Here is a 22,444-nt window from a genome sequence, read left to right as displayed (position 1 = left end):
CTGATCGATGGAAACCCGTGCCCGCTACGCCCTGATCGGATTTTTCATCCTCGCCGTGTTCGGCGCGGCCTTCGGCTTTGTGTACTGGCTGGAGAACAAGGGCGGCTTCGGCGAGCGCGAGACCTATCGCATTCAGTTCGAGAGCGCGGTGCCGGGCCTCTATATCGGGTCCGCCGTCCTCTTCAACGGCATCCGCGTCGGCGAGGTGGCGAGCGTCAGCCTCAATCCGGCGCAGCCGCAGCAAGTGCTGGCGACGATCTCGGTGATGAAGGATACGCCCATCCGCGAGGACACGGTGGTGAACGTGGAGCAGCAGGGACTGACCGGCGGCGTGGCCGTGACGCTCACCGGCGGGACGTCCACCCAACCGCTGGCAAAAAGTGACGGCCTCGCGACACTGGTCGCACCGCCGGATGTGGGGCGCGACTGGACGCAAAGTGCGCGCGATGCGTTTCAGGAGGTCGAGCAAATCCTGGACGAGAACCGGGTTCCGGTCCAAGAGGCCATCAAGAATATCGAGGTCTTCACCGACGCCTTGGCCCGCAACTCCGACAAGGTTGACGGAATTCTCGCGGGCATTGAACGGATGACGGGGGGCGGCAAGGAAGCCTCCTTGCTCTATTCGCTGAAGCCTGCGACCGATCTGCCGCCGGCGCCCGAGGCGCCGCCGAGCTGGAAGCTCACGATCCCCGAGCCGACCACGCTGCTCGCTTACAACACCGACAAGATCATGACCCGGCCCTCCCCCGACGAGAGCCGCGCCTTGGAAGGACCGCGCTGGAACGACAGCCTGCCCATCCTGGTGCAGGCCAAGCTGATCGAGACCTTCGAGAACGCCGGCTACACCGACGACGTCACCCGCACGCTGGGCGACTTTCCCAACAGCGATCAGCTCTCGATCGACATCCGGCGCTTCGACGTTTCCACCGGCGACGATCCGACGGCCACGATCGTCATCCTGGCGAAACTTCAGGATCCTGCCGGCGGCGTGATCGGATCCAAGAAGTTCAACGTGGCGGAGCCCGCCACCGGGAACGAGCCGCGCGACTATGTCGACGCGCTGCGCGCGGCCTTTGAGAAGGTCGCACTCGATATTCTCGACTGGAGCACGACGACGCTGGCTTCAGCGCCACCACCGCCTCCCCCGGCAGACAATGCCGGAGCAGCCAACATGCCGGCCGAAGACATGCCGGCCGAAGACATGGCGCCTGAAGACACCCCTGCCGATTTCGACGGCCTTCCGATGCCGCCGGAGCCGGATGAGGCCCCGCAGTAGCGGCAGAGACTGTGTCGAATGGACCGCGCATGATCTGCGTCAACGCGGCCGGGCGGCGATAGACTTGACTGTGCCCAGCACGGCGGGCGTTCTGCGGCACAAGACGATCTTGACGACATCGGCCTGCTGAACCGCGGGCAGGACTTCGGGCACGACTCTTGGCAACACCGTTGGCACGACCTTCAGCAAAACGCGATGCGCAACCATCGGCCGATGCGCCCCTTCCCTTTGCGCAAACGGCGGCCGAGGTCATGGCCGCCCAGCAGGTCGCGCTCGATAGCGGCCTGAGCGCAACCGAAGCCGCATCACGCCGCGAGCGCTATGGTCCGAACCGGCTCCCCGATGTCGAACATCGCGGCGCCATCATGCGCTTCCTGCTGCAATTCCATAACCTTCTGATCTATGTCCTGATCGGCGCGGCCGTGCTGGCTGCGGCCATTGGCAACGTGATCGACGCCGCCGTCATCGTCGCGGTGGTCGTCCTCAACGCGATCGTCGGCTTCATCCAGGAAGGACGCGCCGAACGGGCGCTCGAGGCCATCCGCGGCATGATCGACCCCCACGCGGCCGTCATTCGCGATGGGCAACGCGTGGACGTGGCCGCCGAGGATATCGTCCCCGGCGATTTGGTGCTCCTGGAGCCGGGGACGCGCGTACCGGCTGACTTGCGTCTGGCCCGGGCCCGCAATCTACGGATCGACGAGGCGGCACTGACCGGCGAGTCGCTTCCCGTCGACAAGGCCATCCGCCCTGTCCCGCAGGAAACTGTCCTCGCGGACCGCACCTCCATGGCGTTCTCCGGTACGTTTGTCGCCAACGGCACGGCGACCGGCATCGCGGTCGCCACCGGACCGGAAAGCGAGCTCGGCCGCATCAGTGCACTCGTCGGAACGGTCCAAAAACTCACCACTCCGCTGATCAGGCGGATGGATCAGTTCGCCCGCCTGCTCACCGTCTTCATCCTCGCCGCCTGCGCGGCCGTGTTCCTGTTCGCGGTCTATGTGCGCGCCTATCCCTGGCAGGAAGCCTTCATGGTCGTGATCGGGCTTGCCGTCTCGGCCATCCCCGAAGGCCTGCCCGCGGTGATGACAATTGCACTCGCCGTCGGCGTCCAGCGCATGGCCGACCGGAACGCCATCATCCGCCGCCTGCCGGCCGTGGAGACGCTCGGCTCGGTCTCGGTCATCTGCTCGGACAAGACGGGCACACTCACGCGCAACGAGATGACCGTCCGGAGCGTCGTGACCCCGGAGAGCGTGCTTGACGTTTCCGGCGTCGGATACCGTCCACAAGGCGGCTTCACGAACAACGGCGCGCCGGTCGAACCCGGCAGCCACCAGGCCCTGACCGAGGCTGCCCGTGCGGCCATCCTCTGCAACGACGCGGAGTTGCGGCACTGCGACGACGACTGGTCGGCACACGGCGATCCGATGGAAGGGGCGCTCGTCTGCTTCGGCATGAAAGCCGGGTTCGATCCCGATCTCTTACGCAAACAACTGCCGCGAACCGACGAGATTCCTTTCGACACCGAGCACCGCTTCATGGCGACGCTGCATCACGGCCACGAAGACGGGAGCGCCATCGCCTATATCAAAGGCGCGCCCGAGCAGATTCTCAGCATGTGCGACCGGCAACTCGATCAGGACCAGGTGGCACCGTTGGACGCTGAAGACTGGCACGAGAAAACCGCGTTCACCGCCCGGCACGGCCAGCGCATGCTGGCGCTTGCCATGAAGCGCCTTCCGAAGGGCACGCAGGACCTAAGCGTCTCTGACGTCTCGCAAGGTGCCGTCCTCATCGGTCTCGTGGGCTTCATCGACCCGCCGCGCGAGGAGGTCCTCTCCGCGATCGGCGAATGCCGGACGGCCGGCATCGACGTTAAAATGATCACCGGCGACCATGCCGCCACGGCGACCGCCATCGCACGTGAGCTGGCGCTGGCGCCGGAACCGCAGACCCTGACCGGGGATCAGCTCGACGACATAGACGACGCCGACCTCCCCGACATCGTGCGCTCGATGACGGTCTTCGCGCGGACGACCCCAGCACACAAGCTGCGCCTCGTCCGCGCCCTGCAGATCGACCAGGACGTGACCGCCATGACCGGCGACGGCGTCAACGACGCCCCTGCCCTCAAGCAGGCCGATGTCGGTGTGGCCATGGGAAGAAAAGGCACGGACGCCGCCAAGGAGGCTGCGGAAATTGTGCTCGCGGACGACAACTTCGCGTCGATCGTCGCGGCGATACGGGAAGGCCGCACGGTCTACGACAATATCCGCAAGGTCATCGCCTGGACGCTGCCCACCAATGGCGGCGAAGGCGCCACCCTGATCGGCGCCATCGCCTTTGGCCTCACCCTGCCCATGACCGCCATCCAGATTCTTTGGATCAACATGGTCACCGCCGTGGCGCTCGGTCTCACCCTCGCCTTCGAACCGACCGAACCCGGGACAATGACAAGACCGCCCCGCAAGGCGACCGAGTCGCTACTCTCGGGCACGCTTCTGTGGCGCATCTGTTTCGTTTCGCTTCTATTCGCGGCCGGCGCGTTCGGCGTCTTCTTCTACGCGATCGAACGCGGCCAAAGCGTCGACATGGCGCGAACCATGGTCGTCAACACGCTCGTCGTGATGGAGATCGCTTATCTGTTCAGCGTGCGCTTCGTGTATAGCGGCTCGCTCACATGGCGCGGCATGCTCGGCACGCCGGCTGTCCTGATCGGTGTCGGCATTACCGTTCTTGCGCAGCTTGCCTTCACCTATCTGCCGGCGCTGCAGTCAATCTTCGCGACCGAGCCGGTCGCCTGGCAGGACGGTCTATTGATAGTCGGGATCGGCGCGGCGCTCTTGATCCTGGTCGAACTGGAAAAGGCGATCTTCGGCTTCTTCGCACGGCGCAGAACAGCGGCCCCAAAAACAGCAGCATCGGAAACAGCGGCATAAGAAAAAGGCGGGAGACATGCTCCCGCCTTTCGCGTTTCCAAGCAGTACCGGAAGGCTATTTTACGCGGCCTTCTTCTCGATCGCTTCGGTCCATTCGCCGAGCGTCGCGAGCCCGTTCATCTCCGCACGATGCGAGAACGCGGCCTGCGCCGCCGGCACGTTGTCCTTCTTACCCGACCAGGCAACCTGCGGCGCATGCTGCAGCGCGCGGCCATAGGAGAAGGTCAGGTGCCAAGGGAACCCGCCAATGCGGTTCATGGCGTCGAGGCGCGCGGTAGCCTCTACATCATCCTGACCGCCCGACAGGAAGGCGATGCCCGGCACGGCGGAGGGTACGCAGTCCTTCAAGACTCGGATGGTCCGGTCAGCGATCTCCTCGTCGGAAGCCTGCGTCGCGCATTTCTTGCCAGGCACGATCATGTTGGGCTTCAGCACCATGCCCTCGAGCTGCACCTTCGCGTAGTACAGCTCCATGAACACGGTCTTCAGCGTCCACGTCGTCACGGCCTCGCAGCGCTCGATCGTGTGGTCACCGTCCATCAGGACCTCGGGCTCCACAATCGGCACGAGCTGCTGCTCCTGGCACAGCGCCGCATAGCGGGCGAGCGCGTGGGCATTGGAGTTGATGGCGTCGTGGCTCGGAATACCATCGCCGATATTGATCACGGCGCGCCATTTGCAGAACTTGGCGCCGAGTTCGCGGTATTCGATCAGCCGGTCGCGCAGGCCGTCGAGGCCCTCGGTGATGGTCTCACCGGGGCAGAAGGCGAGCGGCTTGGCGCCGGCGTCCACCTTAATGCCGGGAATGGAGCCTGCGGCCTCGATGATCTTGACCAGCGGCGTGCCGTCGGCCGCCTTCTGGCGGATGGTCTCGTCGTACAGAATGACACCCGAAATCCGGTCCTTCATGGCCGGCTCGGTGCGGAACAGGAATTCGCGGTAGTCGCGCCGGTTTTCTTCCGTCGATTCAACGCCGATCGCGTCGAACCGCTTCTTGATCGTCCCGCTTGATTCGTCCGCCGCAAGAAGCCCCTTGCCCGGCTGGGTCATGGCGGTGGCGACTTTGTTCAAGGCCTCAAGATCCATGTCGTTCCTCCGTGTCACTCTGAACGTCAGCGCGTATTGCAGCCCATAAGCCATGCCGGGGCGCCTGTTACAAGCCACGATTCCGGGCTTTCGCCGGGGATTGTCAGCAAGGGCAAAATGCGCCGCTGGCCTAAAGCCCCGGAGGCTGGTGCTGCCAGGGATAGCCCCGCCGGGCCATCTCGAAACCCGCATCGTAGAGCGCGGTCATATACACCGGATCGAAGAGCTGGGTGCTCGTGTCCTGGATGCCCTCAGGGATGTAAGCCAGATTATAGGCGATCCCGTTACGCTGGCAGAACTCATACAGCCGGTAAAGATCTCCGACCCCCTGGTTCGTGAGCAGCGTCGACATCGCGCGGCCGGCGATGTCCATCGTGTACGGTTTCACCGCTTTCGGGTGCGGCATCACATAGCCGTTCAGAATGACGTAGAAGCGCCGGATGGGCTTAACGCCGAGATCCTTGTTCACGCTCCCCACCGTGAGCTGCGTCGGCGCGAGGAAGACCTCGCGCGTCGTCCCGCCGTCCACGTGCATCTCCTCGAAGCTATAGCCGTCCGCGGTGACCTTGATGAAGCTCGGCGGGAAGGCCGCGGGGATGGCGGCAGAGGCAAGCAGGACGCTCCGGAAGAGCTCGACGGATTCGGGGCGACCGCTCGCTGCGATTTCGCCCATATCCCAAATGACCGGGCGCCCCGCATCGAGATTGGTCGTTCCGATCAGCAGCCGGCGCCCCTTGCGATGCTCGGCCGCGACTTCAGCGAGAAACGACGGCGTCACATAATGGGCGATCAGCTTCGCGAGCGGCGCATTGCTCGACATCGAACTCCCGCCGAGAAGCCCCTTCACGGGCCGCAGGAGCGCGATGTCTTTCGTCTGGGACTGCGTGAAGACGTGCCGCAGCGCAGGGTCGTATTTCGGTCCGAGGAAGGCGAACGGCGCGCTCAACGCCCCCGTGGACACACCCGTGACCACGTCGAAGCTTGGCCGCGTGCCGGCCGCCGTCCAGCCGGCCAAGACGCCCGCGCCATAGGCGCCATACGGGCCGCCGCCGGACAGCGCCAACGAGTTCATGACAGGCCGTCCCCCCTGACGCAATTTCGGGTTGTTTTGTCTCAGCTGCGCGGCGCGCTTGGCGCGATAGGCGGCCACGTTCGGCGGCAGTTCATCGCCCCAAAAGCGGATCGTCTCCGATCCCATGCCGGACACCTTCGCGCTGTCCTGGAGCCCAACCGGAACGGCATTGCGGGCGCCGGCGACGGCGCACCCTCCGAGCAACGCTCCGATGGTCAGAAGAGCAAGGGCCCGCGCAAGATTACGGCAGGCGAACACAGTACAAAGCTTCCCCAAGACTTTCCCCCAGGGAAGCACCGCTCAGATACGCGTTTTCCCTTATCGGGCAAGAACCTACAGCAAACCTGCCAGGTCTTGCTAGTAGGCATGTTTTCGCAAGGCAGCGGGGTTCGTCAGCGGCGCGCCACGAGCGCGTAGACGAACAGCAGCGCGATGACGCCGTGGAGCGCGCCGCCTCCCCATAGCCCGCTGCTGCCGGTGGCCATGGCTCCGAGAAGCAGCACAGGCGCCGCGACGATGTTGTAGATCGCCAGGGAGACGGCCGCGTACGAGCCAAGGCCGTACGCCCGTTCGGGATCGGGCGACCGCGCCGCCCAGGTCCGGCCCAGCAAAGCGCCGGCCCCGACGGCCAACGTCGCCACACCCAGAAGGCGTATGAGCGCCATGGCCGGACCGTCCAGATCGGTCCCGCCGACACCGGCCACGACCAGGGCCGGAGCGAGTATGGCCGAAGCACCAAACAGAACTTCGATACAGCCCGATATCAGGACAAGCCAAGCGGTCATCGCTACCCCCCCCCTCGATTGTCGCTCAGTCCTGCGGTGCCTGCGCGGGCACCGCCGCCTCAGGCGCGCCCCAGGCGAAAATCCGATTCCAATCGTCCTTCATGCTGACGACATTCCAGCCGTTCGCCAAGGCATCTTCCATCAACTCGACGGGAAAGCGCCCAACATCTGAATCAGGCCCGTAGGCGTATTCGCGTTTCGCATCGTCGTGATGAACAAGCCCCATGAAGCAAAGGCCTTTGCAGTTCGCCGTCCATTCCAGCATCTCCTTGTCGCCGATGGAGTTGCCGAAGGCGAAGATCGGCTGCCGGCCGATATAGTGATTGATGCCTTCCGCCTTGCCGGGCCCATCGTCGAAGAACAAGAGGTCCGGCAGCTTCACGAGGGTCGGGCTCGAGTCCCAGTAGCGGAATTCAGTCTCCCCGGACGAGCCCACGACCTGCCAGGGCGGGATGCCGTAGCACTGCTCGGTATAGGCGCGCATGAAGGCCGTGCCGCCCCCGGATACGATAAAGGTCGTGAAGCCGTTGGCGCGTAGATACTCCAGCAGCTCGATCATCGGCGCATAGGTGAGGTCGGTATAGAGGCGCTTGTACCTCGGATGCTTCGCCGTCTTGAGCCAGGTGGACACGATGTCGTTGAACTCCACCGTAGTCATGCCGCTATGGGTCGCGGTCACGAGCGCCATGGCGCCCTTCTCGCCGTAGGTGAGAAGCTTCTCGGTGTTCCCGTCGAGCACGGACTTGAACGGTTCCTTCGTCTTCCAGTCCGGATGCTGGTTCGCCACCGCCTTCACTCGATCGATGACGAAAACGAACTGCGTATAGACAGGCTTCTCGACCCACAGCGTCCCGTCATTATCGAACGTGGCGATGCGTTCGGGCTTCGGCACGAAGTCGGGGCTGCCCTCGGTCGTCACGCGCGCGACATAGTCGAGGATGTTGGACTTGAGCGAACCCTCGTTCCAGGACGGTAGCGGGTCGGGCGCATCGTCCCCCGGAGCCGGGGACGCTCCCATCCACACGCCTATCAGGGCAGCAACAGCCATGAGGCGAACTGTCGTGATCATGTTGTCACTCCCGTCACGCGCAAAACGAAAAGAGGCGGCCCGTCGCCGGGCCGCCTCTCTTATAGCCTATTGGTCGAAGCCTCGTTAGACGAAGCCTCGCGCGTCGGAACTAGTTGCCCGTGGGCAACCCGATGCTGAAGCCATCCTTTGCCAATTGCTCTTGGACAGACTTGAGCAACTGGTATCTGGAGATGGTGATCGGACCGGTATAGGTCTCGCTCTGAAGTTTCCGCGGCGGATACTTCACGTACGACTTCATGAGCTTCGCCACCGACTCATTGGCCGGAACCACCGCCCAGGTGCTTTCCTTAAAGGTGGTCATGAAGATGTCGTAGCGCTCCTGCGGATCGGCCAAGAGGTCGAACACCTGAGGGACCGTCGCCACATACTTGCTTGCACCCTTCCAGCCAAGGTTCGTATCGACCGCGAGCCCCCCCGTGTGGGCACCGTCATCGCCGCGCAGGTTGAACACGTACTTGAACTGGTTCACGCGAACCGCACCGGGCGAAAGCTCGTCCTCGGTGAAGTAGAACCACTCCTTGCGGTCGGATTTGCCCTTGCCGGTCCAGACTGGGGTCATGTCGTAGCTGTCGAAGATAATCGGCTTGCCGTCACGGTCCTCCGTCGGCAACTCAATGCCCGCGACCGAAGCGAACGTCGCCATCAGATCAAGACCGCCCAGGATGGCGTCGCTCTTCGAGCCGCCGTCCACCTTACCGGGCCAGCGCACCATGGACGGCACGCGGTTGCCGCCTTCGCGCACCGTACCCTTGGTGCCACGGAACGGCGTGTAGCCGGCGTCCGGATAGACGTCCTGCCAGGCACCATTGTCGACCGTGTAGAAGACCACGGTGTTGTCGGCGAGGCCGAGTTCGTCCAGCTTCTTCAAGAGATTGCCAACACGGGTATCGAGCTCGACGACCGCATCGGCGTACTTGGACTTCGAGATCGACTTATGCTCGAACTCCGGTGCCGGCATGTTGGGCTGATGGTTCTTCATGAAGTTCACGTTGATGAAGAACGGCTTGTCCGACTTGGCGGCTTCTTCGAGAAATTCGGTCGCGGCCTTCTCGACATACTCGTCGAGATAGGGGATGCCGACCACGCCCTTCTCAGGCGTGTTCACATACTCGCCATTGACTTCCCAGTCCTGAACCGGCTTCTCGCCGGCCTTGCCGGAAAGCGAGCCCTTGGTCACCTTCTTGAACATCTCCCGCAGCTCAGGGCTCATATCCGGGAACCACTTGGGGTCGGGATAGGTGTAGGCGTTGAGGTGATAGAGGAAGGTGTACTTCATCACGTCGTAGCCTTGGGCGTTCGGCAGCGCATAGTCCGACTCGCCCAAATGCCATTTGCCGGTGAAGTAGGTGTTGTAGTCGGCCTTCTTCAGGACCGACGCCAGCGTCCATTCGGCAGCCGGCAGACCGCCGCCCTGACCCTGGAAGGCCACGGTGGTCATGCCGCTGCGGTTCGGAATACGTCCGGTCTGAATCGCGGCACGGCCGGGCGTGCAGCTCGGCTGGCCATAGAAATTGGTGAAGACCATGCCTTCTTTGGCGAGCTTATCGAAATTCGGGGTTTGCATGCCCCGCCCCTCGCCGCCGAGATAAGGGCCGAGATCGCCCCACCCGGTGTCGTCTGAAACGATCAAAAGAATATTGGGCTTCTTGGCCTCGCCTTCGGAACTGCTCTTCGTGTCCTGCGCATGGGCAACCCCACCGCAGGCCAACAGCGCAGCAACCGACAGGCCGCATAACTGCTTGTACAAGCCGAAACTCATCCTAGCACTCCTTGTTTGTTCAACATTCTCTGCGCAAGTTTGGGAACGCGATGAAGTTGATCTGCGTGCTACGGTTCTGACCTCCCAGTGAACCGTGCGGACTTCATTGTCGCGTAAAGGAAAGTACCGGATCATACTCTCCCCAGCTAATCAAAACCTGCTCACCTGACGAGATTCCCGTATGAAGAAACAGTCTTGGGACCTGGACGGCGCCCTTCGGGTCCTGCAATCGCATGGGTGGTTCTCGGAGCGCAGCAAGGAGACGCAAAAGCGCTTGGCCGCGATCGCGAGGCTCAGGACCTTCGAGGCCCATGAGCCGATCTATCTCGCGGGGCAAAACCCAAACGGCGTCTTCGGCATGGTGGATGGATCCATCAAGATCGCTTATCCGCGGAACGACGGCGAAGATTACATCGCGCACCACGCCGGTTCCGGCTTTTGGATCGGCGACCTCGCGCTTTTTGCCGATGCCCCCCGCCTCGTCTCGGTTCATGCCACCGGGACGACAACAATGGTTCAGCTCAGTCCTCAGGGTATTACCCGTCTCGTGCGCGAGGATCCCCGGCTGCACACGGACTTCTACACGCTCGCCTATGAGAACGTCAGGATCGCCCTCAACGTTCTCGCGAACCTGGCCATCGTCTCCATCGACAAGCGGGTGGCCGACCGGCTGCTCCTCGAAACAGACGCTCATCCGAAGGCCGACGGTTGGGTTCGAATCTCTCAGCCCGACCTCGCGCAGCTATTGGCTGTCTCCTTGCCGACGCTGCGGCGCACAATCGCCCGCTTCGTGCGCGACGGCCTTGTGGAGCAAGGGTATGGCCGGATCAAAGTCGTCGACCCCAAAGGCCTACAGAAAGTCATCAGGGGTTAGCCGGGCGGCGGGTCCACACAACCGCGAGAACACAGCCTGTTGCAAATATGCACGGCGCCCCGTGATCCGCGGGCGCTGACGCAAAATGCCATGGCGATACGAGCCATGCCCGGGATAGACTCCCCTCAAGAATGCCAAAAGGCAGCAAACGGGGGGCAAAATCGATGGCCAGAAAGAGTCTCGTTGCCGGCGGCTTGGCACTGCTTGCCGCCGTATCGGCACCAGGTGCCGCGCAAAGCGCCGAGTTCGGTGCCAGTCCTTGGCTCAAGGGCTACACGGACATCTTTGGCGGGGTCATCCCCTCCGTGCCCGGATTTTATCTCCGCACCGACGTCTACGATTACAGCGGCAGTGCCGACACCACGATCTTGAATGGCCGTGTCGACCTTGGCGTCGACCAGAACTTCACCGCAACGGTGGGCTCTCTGACCTATGTGACACCGTGGAAGCCTCTCGGCGGCACGTTTGCGGTGAACGTCACGCCGACCGTGGTCGCCATGGACGTCGATGTCGGACTAGGGATCCCCACCTTCACGGGACCGCTCGGAAACACGGTCGGCGGGTTCACCGTCAACCGGGGCGATAACAATTTTGCCCTCGGCGACATGGTCTTCGCACCGGCGATCCTCGGCTGGAACGAGGGCAATTGGCACTGGAACGTCGCCATGTTCGTCCTGGCGCCGACGGGCGACTACAGCACCGATCAACTCGCGAACACGAGCCTCAATCATTGGGCTTTCATGCCCCGTTTCGCGGCCACCTATTTCGATCCGCAGACGGGCTGGCAGGCGACCGGCGCCGTGCTCTACACATGGAACACCGAGAACACGGCAACGAACTACCTCACCGGCGACATCGTCAATCTGGAAGGCACGATCACCAAGAATTTCGGACCCTTGGGCGTGGGCGTGGCGAGCTACGGCATGATCCAGGTGACCGGCGACAGTGGCGCGGGCGCGCGCTTGGGAGCGTTCGAGTCCGAAGTCTATGGCGTCGGCCCCATCGTCACCTTCACCACCAGCCCCGATCCGACCAAGGCTCTGACGGTGATCGTGAAGTACTACAAGGAGTTCAACGCCAAGAATACGTTCGAAGGGGAGACCTTCGACGCGGCGGTCAGCTTCAAATTCTGAGACTTCGAGACAGGCCGGCGAAGGGCTTGCTCTAGCCCAATTGTGATTGTGAACTCCGTGTTCTGAAGGACGGGCCAGCGCCCGTCGTGAAGCGTGGAGCAGCATGCCGGGCGCAAAGGCTCAAGAACCGGACCGCAAACCGCTGGTGGCCCTCACCGGCGCGACGGGTTTCATCGGCCAGCATCTTCTGAAAGGCCTCACGGACCGCGGCTACCGTGTCCGCGTTTTGTTGCGGCGGCCCACCCAGATGCCGGAGTCCTGCGCCAGCGTCCTCATCGGCGACATCGCCAAGCCCTACAACATGTCCGAGGCGCTCGCGGAGGTCGATGCCGTGATCCACACCGCCGGCATTCCCCGCGCCATGACCGGCCTGCCCGAGGACGACTACCGCCTGTTCAATACCGACGCGACGGTGCGGTTCGCCAAGGCGGCCAAACGCGCCCGGGTGAAGCGCTTCCTGTTCCTGTCGTCCATTCGCGCCCAATCGGGCCCGGCGGCATCTTGCGTGCTGACCGAGGATCAGGAGGCCCGGCCTACCGACGCCTACGGCCGGTCGAAACTCGAAGCGGAACTGGGCGTGGCCGAGACGGGCCTCGATTGGGCCGCCTTGCGCCTCGCCCTCGTCTACGGTCCGGGAGCCGGCGGCAATATCGCCAAGCTCATGAAGCTCGCCCGCGCGCCCTACCCGCTGCCGCTGGCCGGCCTGAAGGCGCGGCACTCGCTCCTCGCGCTCGACAATCTGGTCGAGGCCGTGGACCGGATCCTGACGGCGCCGCAGCCGCTGAACCGGCCCTTTATCGTGGCCGACCCTGCCCCTGTCACCGTGGCCGAGATTGTTCGCGCCTTGCGCCAGGGGCTCGGCCGCAGGGCCGGGCTGTTCTACGTGCCGCCATCCCTGCTCAAGGCTGCCTTGGCCGCCGTCGGTCCACAGATCGAAACCGGGCCGCTGTTCAGCTCCCTCGTGGCCGATCCGGCCGCATTACGCGCGCTGAACTGGGCGCCGCCTGTTGCGACGCAACAGGGCTTGGCCGCGCTCGCGCGGCAAATGCCCAGCTGACCAACGATTCGGAAATTGCTGCACCGCATCGATGCTGCAGCGCGCAACACTCGGAATTTTAAGTACTTTTCGGATCACACGTCTTATCAATGTCGCATTCTCCGCCTATAGTGTTTTCAGGCTGACGTGGGGGTCGCTGTTGTAAAATCGCTGTCTGCGATGATGAAATCGTCTCCGACGCTTTAACGAGCGGGGCGCATCTCGAGGATGGCGCAGTTGGAGGCGGGTATGGCACTCCCCAAGATTGTCGTTCGCGGCAAGAAGGTCATTCTTCTGAGCGGCTACTGCAAGGACGACTTCAAGGGTATTCGTGAAGCGCAACGGCTCGGCGACTATCGGCTCAAGGTCGATGCCGAAGAGCAGCTGTTGGCGGCCGCGCGGAAGAACCCTGACGCCGTGGCATTCGGCTACGTCGCCGGTGTGTGGGTGGCTTCGGCCTAGATTTGGCAACTGCAAATACGAACGGGCGCGTGGCGCGCTTCCTTTGCGCCTGCGCGATGGCTCGAGGCACTTCGGCTCGGCCGCACACCCTGTCGGGCAATCCAACCTGATCGCTGCCGCCTAAGCAACGAGGCCCTTGCGGGGCCAAATTCCGCGCCCTAAACATCGCGCCGGCATTCATGGACCCCGGCGCGCCCCGAACACGGCCCTGCCGCTCCCACCTATAATTCACAGGCTCGGTCGCCTTTGCACCCCTCGACGACAGATTGGCCCTCGGCCGATATCCACCTCCTCCCGAATGGGCGCCGCAGAAGGCGATCTGGACCGCGTGGCCGGCCGCGGCCGAAGAATGGAACGGCGACCTCGATTCCCCCCGACGAGACGTGGCGGCGCTGGTACGCGCACTCGCGCCGGACAACCATGTCCGCCTCCTCGTCGACGGCGCGGAAGCGCAGCAGTCGGCCGAGAGTGCGGTCGGAGACGTCGCGGACATTGTCCCCGCAAAGTACGGAGACATCTGGCTGCGCGACACCGGCCCCCTTTTTGCCACGGCGCGCGGCGAGCCTCTCGCTCTGCGTTTCCGCACCAATGGCTGGGGCGGCAAATTCTCGCTCCCGGGCGACGAGACCGTCGGCGACGACATCGCAAGGCTGGCCGGCGTCGCCACGCAGGACTTCGATTTCGTGCTCGAAGGCGGCGCCATCGACCATGACGGGGCGGGCACGATCCTCACCACCAGGCAAACGCTCCTGAACCCAAACCGGAACGGCTGGTCGCAAGGCGATGCCGAAGCGGCACTGCGTAGCGCACTCGGTGCGCGCAAAGTCCTCTGGATCGACGAAGGGCTCAAAGGCGACCACACCGACGGTCACATCGACAACATTGCCCGATTTGTCGGCCCGGCCCGCATCGTCATCCAAGAACCGGCAGGCCCGGACGACCCGAACGCCGCGGTGTTCGAGGCGATCGCGCGCAACCTTCAGGGCGCGACCGATGCCGACGGGCGCACCATCGAGGTCATACCAATTCCGGGCCCAGGCCGCATTCTCAACGCGCTCGGCGAGGTGGCGCCCGCATCCCACCTTAACTTTGCCATCGCGAACGGCATTGTGGTCGTGCCGGTCTTCGACACAAATACGCAAGCGGACGCTCTCGAGCGCTTGCAAGCCTTGTTTGCGGACCGCAAGGTTGTCGGGCTTCCCGCCGCGGGGCTCCTCGGAGCAGGAGACGCCGGCGGCGGCGCCTTCCATTGCATCACCCGCGAGGAACCGGACTTCACCCGCGGGCGTCTCTTATCTCAGTAAGGGACCGATCAGGTCGGACAGTCGGAACGGGCCTTGGGGATAGGCCAGTAGGAACAGGTCATGGCGCGCCAGGTGACAGTTGCTGCGGTTCAAACCACCTTGGGTCATGACATGACCGCCAACATCGCACGGGTCGAAGCCCTGATCCGCGAGGCGGCTGCCCAGGGCGCTGAGGTCGTTCTGCCGCCCGAACTGTTTCAGGGCATCTATTTCCCCACCCGCCAGGATCCGAAATGGTTCGAAACGGCCTATGCCGTGGACGAGCACCCGTGCGTGCGGACGTTCGCTGCACTCGCAAACGCCCTCAACGTCGTCATTCCCATCTCCTTCTTCGAGAAGGACGGGCCCCATTTCTACAACAGCGTCGCCATCGCCGATGCGGACGGGACAATCCTCGGCGTCTACCGCAAGAGCCATATTCCCGACGGCCCGGGCTATCAGGAGAAGTACTACTTCCGCCCCGGCAACACGGGGTTCAAGGCTTGGCGCACGCGGCACGGCACGATCGGCGTCGGCATTTGCTGGGATCAATGGTACCCGGAGGCGGCGCGGGCGATGGTGCTTCAGGGCGCGGAACTCCTGCTCTACCCCACCGCCATCGGCTCGGAGCCCTATGACGAGGGCTTGAACACGAGCGGACGCTGGCGCCGGGTCATGCAGGGTCACGCCGTTGCCAACGCCGTCCCCGTCATCGCCGCGAACCGCGTGGGCGAGGAAGACAATGACGGGGTGCGCCAACGCTATTACGGGCACTCCTTCGCCGCCGATCACACAGGCGAGATCGTCGCCGGCATGGAAGACGACGCCGAAGGCGTGATCTTGGCAACGTTCGATCTCGACGAGATCGCCGCCTATCGCGCGAACTGGGGGTTCTTCCGGGACCGCCGCACGGATCTCTATGGGACTGCGCTGACATGACGCTTTATCGCTTCAACACCGTCGATGTCTTCGCCGAGCACCAGTTCGGCGGCAACCCGCTGGCCGTCGTCCATGGCGCCGATGCGCTCACGACGGAGCAAATGCAGGCGGTGGCAGCCGAGTTCAATCTGTCCGAGACCACGTTCGTGCTGCGCCCGCAGGATCCGGCCCACACGGCGCGTATCCGCATCTTCACGCCGCGCGCGGAACTGCCCTTCGCGGGCCATCCGAATGTAGGCACGGCCTATGTCCTGGCCTCCGAGGCGGAACGCCGGGGAAAGGCTTACGCCGACGACAAGCTCACGTTCGAGGAACTCGGCGGCCTAGTTACGATCAATGTGCTGCGCAACGGCGCCGGTATCGTCGGGGCCCATGTGGCGGCCCCGCAGCCGCTCAAGATTGGCTCGGGCGTGGCGCCGGGCGTTGTCGCGGCACTGTGCGGACTGCCCACCCATGCCATCGAGCAGAGCCGGCACCTACCCCTGATCGCGAGCGCGGGCAACCCGTTCGTGTTCACACAGCTCCGGGACCGCGCCGCCTTGCGGGCAGCCAAGCCCAACGAGGCCGCGTTCGAGGCACAGCTCCCGCGCGAGATGGCGGACGGCCTGTTTCTGTATGTTCGCGAACCCTCGAACGATCCGCCTATCCAGGCCCGCATGTTTGCGCCGCTCCACGGCATTCCCGAGGACCCGGCGACGGGCTCGGCGAATGTGGCCTTAATCGGTCTTTTGGCGCATCTTAACAGCAAGCCGGATCTCGTCCTCAAAGCACGGATCGGCCAAGGCGTCGATATGGGGCGTCCGAGCTTGGTGGAAGCGATGGCCGCGAAGCGCGGCGGCGTTGTCACGGCGACAAAGGTCGGTGGACGGTGTATCTCTGTGATGAGCGGCACACTGACGGTTCGATGATCGCGTCACGCGGAAGGAAACGCTTGTGACTGAGACGCACATCCCCAACCTTCTCGGCGACCCCAATGCCACCCGCATCGCAGCCGGCGACACCGAGGCCGTCTTTCTCCCCAGCTACGGAATGATCGGCATTTCGCTGAAGAGAGATGGCCTGGAAGCCTTGCGGCGCGTCGACAACCTCATCGTCGCCGCAGCCGCCAATCGCACCGTAGGCATTCCGTTCCTGTTTCCCTTCGCCAACCGCCTCGCCGACTTTCAATACGAGGTTGCAGGGCGCGGTGTGACACTGCCGCCGCATTCGCTCGTGTTGCGCTACGACGAGAACGGGCTGCCCATGCATGGTCTGATGTGGCCGCACCTCAAATGGGCCGTCGCCGATGTTTCAGGCACCGCCCTGACGGCACGGCTCGACTGGTCCCATCCCCAAGGCCTCGCCGTGTTTCCCTATCCCTGTCAGTTGACGCTGAGTGCCACCGTCGAGTCCGGCAGCTTGACGATCAAGACCGCGCTGACGGCGACAGGCGATATCGATGTGCCGGTGAGTTTCGGCTTTCACCCCTATTTCGGCTTCGAACAAGATCGCGCGAACTGGCATATCCGTCTGCCGGAAATGCGCCACCTCACGCTGGATGCCCGCCAAATTCCGACAGGCGCCTCGGAGCAATACCCGGGCCTCGATGCGTTGCTCGGCATGCAGAGCTTCGACGACGGGTTCGCGCTGCTCGAACCTCAAGCAACGCTCTCCATCGCGTACGGCGGGCATCAGATCGCCGTGGACCTGCTCGACGGTTACACGCACACGCAGGTCTACGCGCCGCACGATCAGAACTACATCGCGTTCGAGCCGATGACGGCGCCCGCCAACGCGCTCATCAGCGAAGACGGGCTGCGGCTCGTCTCCCCCGGCGACACGTTCAGCGCGACATTCCGTATCCGCGTCGAGTGAGACCCGGCATCAGGCTGGGCTCTCCTCTACTTCGCAACCATCACGTCGGACGCCTTGATAATGGCGCGCACCTCGTCGCCGACGGCCAACCCGAGATCCTCGACCGCTTCGTTGGTGATAGCAGCGGTGACGACGGTGCCGCCGACATCAATGCGCACATGCGCGGTCGTGACGCCCATCTTGACCTCTTCGACCTTGCCGGGGATAGCGTTGCGTGCGGATATCTTCATGCTGATTGCTCCTTAGTGGTATTAAACAAGTCATGACTGACGTCACCGAGACACAAGGCACGGCGAACGTTTCGGCGGCGGGTACACCGCCGGCATTGTCGACGACCCTTGTCGCGCGCGTTCTGCGCCACGACACGCGGTACGGCCTGTCGACGCTTTTCTTCGGTGACGGAGAACTGCGGGTTCCCCTCGTCGACGCCCCGGCCGGTTCGGGGGTGCAGGTGACAATCTTCGCCCGCGACGTCTCCATCGCTTTGTCACGTCCTATGGACGTCTCCATCACCAATCGTTTGCCCGGCACGATCGTCGGCGTAGAGGCGCTGGAACTTCCCTTCGTCCAGATCACGTTTAATCTCGGTTCGACATCGCTGACGGCGTTGGTCACCAGCGAATCCGTCGAGCGGCTTGGTCTCGAGCCGCATCTCAATGCCTGGGCCATGATCAAGACTGTTGCCATCGGGAAGGACGCGGTTGAGCCACACGACCTGCCGCAGCCCCGGACGTGGCGCGGGGCTGATAGTCCGGATCGAGAGCCGCGGTGAGCTCTGCAAGAGACGGCGCCGCGGCGTTTCCGGCGCGCCTCTCGACGGAGCGGTAGAGCGCCACGAGCCGCGCGCCGAAATCCGTGAGCGCAGCGCCGCCACCGCGCCGTCCTGGAAACGTCTCGAACACGGGCGTCTCGAAGCAGCGGTTGAGCGCATCGACGGTCAACCAGCATTTCCGGTAGGACACGCCCGTCGCCTTGCTGGCCCCGAGGATCGACCGCGCGCGGCGGACGGCCTCGATAAGATCGATATCCTCCGCCGTGACGGTCCCGCCATTGGCAAACCGGATCGTGATCTCCATGTGCGCCGAGCCTGGTGCTGCGCGTCCCATTAGCTCATGCCTCCATCGCCGGCCAGGGCTTCGGCTGGCTCATCTAGCGCACGCAAATCTTTTACCGTTCCCCACCACTCATCGAGGTCTGCCGCATTTGCCGGCACGAAGTCGGCGAACGGACCGGCAAAGTCCTGCCAGGCCGCAATCGCCTCGGCCGCAATCGACGTGGCGACGGGCGTTCCCGCCAGCATCGCCGCACGAAACGCATCGACGAGGCCATGGCGCACGACTTCGAGTTTACCGAACTTGCTCAGGATCATGAGATCCGCACCGCCGACAATCGCCCGCTCCGCGCGGGCGCAGGCATCGGCCAGCGTCGCCGAGTCGAGCTTGCACGCAGTCGATCCCGGACCGAGATCTTGCGAGATCGGGAGGACGTCGCCGGTCGAGAGGTCCTGCAAGGCGAGACCCTCGCACCCGCTCGAACACGGCTGGGCGATCTGCACCAGACCCGCCACGCGATAGCCGGCATCGCGGACATTTTGTGCGAACGTGGCGAGCAGTGCCTGATGGGCCGACGAAGACCCGCGCAACGCAGCAATTCTGGCCATCACGCCCTCCCCCGCTGAAGAAGGGGCGCCTCGTTCCGACAGGCATCGCTGACGGGCCGGTATCCGAAGAACGGACGCAAACGCTCAGGCGTCCAGGACTTCGCCAGGTGGTCGCGCACTCCGAGCGCGTGGCCCGACGAGACGAGCAGCGGCTTTTTCCGCGCATTCCCCGCGCAACCGGGTTTTTCGTAGAAGACCACCCTAGCCATCGACGACCTCCTTGGATCCGTTCCCACGGCTCGCCCGCTGCGCAGTGCGCAACCGAATCGCCTTCATGGTGGCGCGGGCGATGGTGCGGCCGCGGCCGTCCATGCCCGTCCAAACCGCATTCCGCCCGCGCGGATCGATCTCGAGCAGCTTGCCGCCCGCCTCGACGGTGAGCGAATCGCGGACGATGCCCCGCACGTGTCCGTCGATCGGCGCGCGAACGGCGACGCTCCCCAGCGTTCCAACGATGACGTTCTTATAGACACGCATGCCGATCTCGATGGGCGTATGCCAAAGCCCGTCGGTCGTCGCATAGGCAAACCGCTCCTTGCCCACGCCTCCGAGAGCCGGCGGCACCCCGTCCGGTTCGTCGGTACGCCCCCGAACGACGATGTCGCCAGCCTTCTTGGGGCGCGTTTCGATGGCCACGTCGCAATTGCGGCCGACCGCGAAATTGGGTCCGAGGCCGACCGTCAGGCGTGCGATGCCGCGCAAATCCGGCGTCACGCGATTCTTCTGAAGCCGCGCGTCGATGAGGACTTGCGGCATGCGCCAAGCGAGAAGGTCGTTGAGGAGAAGCGGCGATACGGCAACGCAATCTGGTCTGGCCGAAACCACGGAAAGCTCGGGCCCCGTCTCCGCAAGCTGACCATGAAGGAGCGCCAGCACCGCCGGGTCGCCATACAGCGCGTCGTGAAAGGCCATCGCGCGCCGGATCACCGGCGGAAACGGATCATGGCTCAGCACGACAGCGTAGCCGCCGCGCTTGAGATGGACGGCCACGGCCGAGGCGATCTCGTTGGTGCCGAGCACCATGGCAACGGGCTGCCGCGCTGGCGGGACGGGTGATTGAAGACTGCGGTTCATGGGTGTTGCGTCGTTTGCTCGGCTTTTGTCGTAGCAAGCCGCAGGCCAACTCCGAGGTAAGGAGAAATCACCGCAATTTCAATCTGTTGGGAAACAGTCCCCATTCCAGCCCACGTCCTTGCACACTCGCCAATGCTATATTGTCGAGGATATAACAAATCGGACTCTTGCGGGAGTTCCTATATTGTCGCGAATATAACAAATCCGGGCCGCGAACCGCGCTGCGCCCCGTCTCTCCCGGCGATAAGCACAGCACGAAGTTCAGTATCCACGTCGAGTGAGCAGCCCCGGCACGCCAAATCCCGTGCCTGGCCGCTGCTGAGGCCTAGACACCTGCTTTCGCTTTCAGGCAGGTTTCATCCACCGGCTCGCGCGTCTTCGATAGACCGATCCAGATATCCACCTGATCCTGCTCGAAACCGGTTTCGCGGCGCGTGCCGACTTGAATCAGTGGCCGGCGAATCAACAGCGGATCCTCGATCATCATCGCGAGCGCCTTGCTCGCCCCAATCATGTCCGGGTTGATTTCCCCGGATTTGATTCGCGGCGCGGACGGGTTGAACCAAGAGCTCACCGGGCGCGTGCCGAAGAAGGGCCGCAACGTTTCGGGCGTCCAGGCCTCGCTCAGGAGGTCGCGCACCTCCAATTCGTGGCCCGACGCTTTCAGCAGGGCCTTCTGCCGTGCATTTCCGCCGCATCCGGGCTTTTCATAGAAGATTACTTTCGCCATTCGTCCTGACGTCCTTCTCGCTACAAGAGTTTCCGCCCTGGGGAGCAAGGTTTGCGCCAGCAGAAAATCTCACCAACATTTCAGAGGCTTGTGGGACCGCCACAGCATGCCGACGACATGGGTTGTCGGGGATACGACACGCGTCGTGGCCAATTTTTCTGGAACAACGGCCCCCGCCTGCCCTAAGTCCTAGGGCTGACGAATACAAATCGGAGCGTAGCATGAATCGGCAGGAGCCGCTGGTCTTTATCATCGCGGGCGAACCGTCCGGCGACAATCTCGCCGGACGGCTGATCGCCGCTCTGAGGGAGATGACCGGCGGCCGCATCCAAATCGCCGGCATCGGCGGCCCGCAAAGCGAGGCGCAAGGGCTGAAGAGCCTGTTTCCCATGCGCGAGCTGGCACTGATCGGCATTGCCGAGGTCGTGCCGCATCTTCCGCGCCTCCTTCGGCGGATGAGTGAGACCGCGGCGACGATCCGCAAGATGAAGCCCGATATCGTGGTGACGGTCGATGCGCCGAGCTTCACCTTGCGCGTCGCGGACAAGCTGCGCGGGTCGGGCATTCCGATCGTGCACTACGTGGCGCCGCAAGCCTGGGCCTGGCGCGCGGGCCGAGCCAAGACACTGGGCAAGCGCGTGGATCATCTCATGGCACTACTGCCTTTCGAGGTACCGTTCTTCGCCGAACACGGACTGCCGACGAGCTATGTGGGCCACCCCGCGATCGAATCCGCTCTGGCCGGCGACGGCAAGGCCTTCCGCAAGGCGCATGGCATTGCGGATGCGGCAACCGTGCTGTGCGTGGTGCCGGGAAGCCGGAACAGCGAAGTGCGGCGCATGCTCCCGGTCTTCGCCGAGGCCGTGGCGCTCTTGGCCGAGCGCTATCCGGACCTTCAGATCGTGATCCCCGTCGCGCCCAATGTTGCGGAACAAGTCGAAGAGCAAACGAAGGACTGGCCGCTGCCAGTCCTGCATGTGAAGAATCCTGCAGAACGTTTCGATGCGTTTGCGGCAAGCGACGTCGCCATGGCGAAATCCGGCACGGTGACTTTGGAGCTAGGTCTCGCGCGCGTTCCCATGGCCGTGGCCTACCGCGTGAGTGCCCTCACCGTGTTCATCGTGCGCCGCATGCCCATCGCTGTGAAATACGCCTCGCTTGTGAACCTGCTCACCGATCGCGAGGTGGTCCCCGAACTCATACAGGAAGACTGCACGCCGGAGGCCGTCGCGGAGAAAGTCGGAACTCTGCTAGGATCTCCCGAGGCGCGCGCCGCGCAGCAGGAGGGCTTCTCCGAGGTCTTGCACGTTCTCGGCGACGCCGATCCGCCGCCGAGCAAACGCGCCGCAAAAGTCGTGCTCGATCTTATCGCGAACCGCGAAACCTGAG

At 63.8% G+C, this 22,444-nt stretch carries 23 protein-coding genes; 12 read left to right on the top strand and 11 right to left on the bottom strand.

What is annotated here, in order from left to right; translation table 11 throughout:
• Positions 1-7: 7 nt before the first annotated feature.
• Both DCY11_RS11990 and DCY11_RS11985 read left to right on the top strand, forming a co-directional pair.
• A complete protein-coding gene (locus DCY11_RS11990) occupies positions 8-1,276 on the top strand; it encodes an ABC-type transport auxiliary lipoprotein family protein (protein ID WP_108683080.1) in 1,269 nt (422 codons plus the stop codon).
• Between the two features lie 170 nt (positions 1,277-1,446).
• Positions 1,447-4,218, top strand: a complete 2,772-nt coding sequence (locus tag DCY11_RS11985; protein WP_245409355.1) for an HAD-IC family P-type ATPase — start codon at positions 1,447-1,449, stop codon at positions 4,216-4,218.
• Positions 4,219-4,278: 60 nt separating this feature from the next.
• Here the strand turns inward: DCY11_RS11985 and DCY11_RS11980 are convergent, their stop codons facing one another.
• From DCY11_RS11980 to DCY11_RS11960, 5 genes are all read right to left on the bottom strand, one after another.
• Positions 4,279-5,304 (bottom strand): class I fructose-bisphosphate aldolase, encoded by a 1,026-nt coding sequence (locus DCY11_RS11980; RefSeq protein ID WP_108683078.1) that lies wholly within the window; start codon positions 5,302-5,304, stop codon positions 4,279-4,281.
• 130 nt (positions 5,305-5,434) lie between these two features.
• Positions 5,435-6,652, bottom strand: coding sequence for a patatin-like phospholipase family protein (locus DCY11_RS11975; protein WP_159079992.1), 1,218 nt, complete (start codon positions 6,650-6,652; stop codon positions 5,435-5,437).
• Between the two features lie 116 nt (positions 6,653-6,768).
• Positions 6,769-7,161, bottom strand: coding sequence for a hypothetical protein (locus DCY11_RS11970; protein WP_108683076.1), 393 nt, complete (start codon positions 7,159-7,161; stop codon positions 6,769-6,771).
• A gap of 25 nt (positions 7,162-7,186) precedes the next feature.
• On the bottom strand, positions 7,187-8,230 hold the full coding sequence (locus DCY11_RS11965) for an HAD family phosphatase (RefSeq protein ID WP_108683075.1): 1,044 nt from the start codon (positions 8,228-8,230) through the stop codon (positions 7,187-7,189).
• A 109-nt stretch (positions 8,231-8,339) separates the two neighbouring features.
• The gene (locus DCY11_RS11960; RefSeq protein ID WP_108683074.1) at positions 8,340-10,010 is read right to left on the bottom strand and encodes an arylsulfatase; all 1,671 of its coding nucleotides are present in this window, start codon (positions 10,008-10,010) and stop codon (positions 8,340-8,342) included.
• A 181-nt stretch (positions 10,011-10,191) separates the two neighbouring features.
• On the opposite strand from DCY11_RS11960, the gene DCY11_RS11955 reads away from it, so the two are divergent.
• From DCY11_RS11955 to DCY11_RS11920, 8 genes are all read left to right on the top strand, one after another.
• Positions 10,192-10,884, top strand: coding sequence for a Crp/Fnr family transcriptional regulator (locus DCY11_RS11955; RefSeq protein ID WP_108683073.1), 693 nt, complete (start codon positions 10,192-10,194; stop codon positions 10,882-10,884).
• Positions 10,885-11,048: 164 nt separating this feature from the next.
• Positions 11,049-12,017: a transporter gene (locus DCY11_RS11950; RefSeq protein ID WP_159079991.1), complete on the top strand. Its 969-nt coding sequence runs from the start codon at positions 11,049-11,051 to the stop codon at positions 12,015-12,017.
• A gap of 103 nt (positions 12,018-12,120) precedes the next feature.
• Complete coding sequence (locus DCY11_RS11945) at positions 12,121-13,074, top strand: NAD-dependent epimerase/dehydratase family protein (protein ID WP_108683071.1); 954 nt, start codon at positions 12,121-12,123, stop codon at positions 13,072-13,074.
• 228 nt (positions 13,075-13,302) lie between these two features.
• The gene (locus DCY11_RS11940; protein WP_108683818.1) at positions 13,303-13,515 is read left to right on the top strand and encodes a hypothetical protein; all 213 of its coding nucleotides are present in this window, start codon (positions 13,303-13,305) and stop codon (positions 13,513-13,515) included.
• A 266-nt stretch (positions 13,516-13,781) separates the two neighbouring features.
• Entirely contained in the window at positions 13,782-14,819 is a 1,038-nt protein-coding gene (locus DCY11_RS11935) for an agmatine deiminase family protein (protein ID WP_108683070.1), read from the top strand.
• A gap of 60 nt (positions 14,820-14,879) precedes the next feature.
• Entirely contained in the window at positions 14,880-15,737 is an 858-nt protein-coding gene (aguB, locus tag DCY11_RS11930) for an N-carbamoylputrescine amidase (protein ID WP_108683069.1), read from the top strand.
• Positions 15,734-16,645, top strand: a complete 912-nt coding sequence (locus tag DCY11_RS11925) for a PhzF family phenazine biosynthesis protein (protein WP_108683068.1) — start codon at positions 15,734-15,736, stop codon at positions 16,643-16,645. The genes aguB and DCY11_RS11925 overlap by 4 nt, the downstream gene beginning before the upstream one ends.
• A 25-nt stretch (positions 16,646-16,670) precedes the next feature.
• Positions 16,671-17,591, top strand: coding sequence for an aldose 1-epimerase (locus tag DCY11_RS11920; protein ID WP_108683067.1), 921 nt, complete (start codon positions 16,671-16,673; stop codon positions 17,589-17,591).
• Between the two features lie 26 nt (positions 17,592-17,617).
• On the opposite strand, the gene DCY11_RS11915 is transcribed toward DCY11_RS11920, so the two are convergent.
• Positions 17,618-17,821, bottom strand: coding sequence for a molybdopterin-binding protein (locus tag DCY11_RS11915; RefSeq protein WP_108683066.1), 204 nt, complete (start codon positions 17,819-17,821; stop codon positions 17,618-17,620).
• A 32-nt stretch (positions 17,822-17,853) separates the two neighbouring features.
• Between DCY11_RS11915 and DCY11_RS11910 the strand changes: the two genes are divergently transcribed.
• Complete coding sequence (locus DCY11_RS11910; RefSeq protein ID WP_108683065.1) at positions 17,854-18,363, top strand: TOBE domain-containing protein; 510 nt, start codon at positions 17,854-17,856, stop codon at positions 18,361-18,363.
• Here the strand turns inward: DCY11_RS11910 and DCY11_RS11905 are convergent.
• From DCY11_RS11905 to DCY11_RS11885, 5 genes are all read right to left on the bottom strand, one after another.
• Positions 18,263-18,697: a winged helix-turn-helix domain-containing protein gene (locus DCY11_RS11905; protein WP_108683064.1), complete on the bottom strand. Its 435-nt coding sequence runs from the start codon at positions 18,695-18,697 to the stop codon at positions 18,263-18,265. The two genes, DCY11_RS11910 and DCY11_RS11905, sit on opposite strands and share 101 nt — an antisense overlap.
• Positions 18,697-19,251, bottom strand: coding sequence for a DUF2478 domain-containing protein (locus DCY11_RS11900; protein ID WP_108683063.1), 555 nt, complete (start codon positions 19,249-19,251; stop codon positions 18,697-18,699). Before DCY11_RS11900 ends, DCY11_RS11905 begins: the two co-directional genes overlap by 1 nt.
• Complete coding sequence (locus DCY11_RS15770; protein WP_108683062.1) at positions 19,251-19,460, bottom strand: hypothetical protein; 210 nt, start codon at positions 19,458-19,460, stop codon at positions 19,251-19,253. Before DCY11_RS15770 ends, DCY11_RS11900 begins: the two co-directional genes overlap by 1 nt.
• The gene (locus DCY11_RS11890) at positions 19,453-20,325 is read right to left on the bottom strand and encodes a xanthine dehydrogenase (protein WP_108683061.1); all 873 of its coding nucleotides are present in this window, start codon (positions 20,323-20,325) and stop codon (positions 19,453-19,455) included. Before DCY11_RS11890 ends, DCY11_RS15770 begins: the two co-directional genes overlap by 8 nt.
• 325 nt (positions 20,326-20,650) lie before the next feature.
• A complete protein-coding gene (locus DCY11_RS11885; RefSeq protein ID WP_108683060.1) occupies positions 20,651-21,055 on the bottom strand; it encodes an ArsC/Spx/MgsR family protein in 405 nt (134 codons plus the stop codon).
• A gap of 221 nt (positions 21,056-21,276) precedes the next feature.
• Between DCY11_RS11885 and lpxB the strand changes: the two genes are divergently transcribed.
• Complete coding sequence (gene lpxB / locus DCY11_RS11880; RefSeq protein ID WP_108683059.1) at positions 21,277-22,443, top strand: lipid-A-disaccharide synthase; 1,167 nt, start codon at positions 21,277-21,279, stop codon at positions 22,441-22,443.
• The last annotated feature ends 1 nt before the right edge of the window (position 22,444 follow it).

Origin of the sequence: Methyloceanibacter sp. wino2, assembly GCF_003071365.1 — a bacterium.
Lineage (GTDB): Bacteria > Pseudomonadota > Alphaproteobacteria > Rhizobiales > Methyloligellaceae > Methyloceanibacter.
Note: the sequence above shows the minus strand (reverse complement) of the source record. Positions and strands in the feature narration are given on the sequence as shown.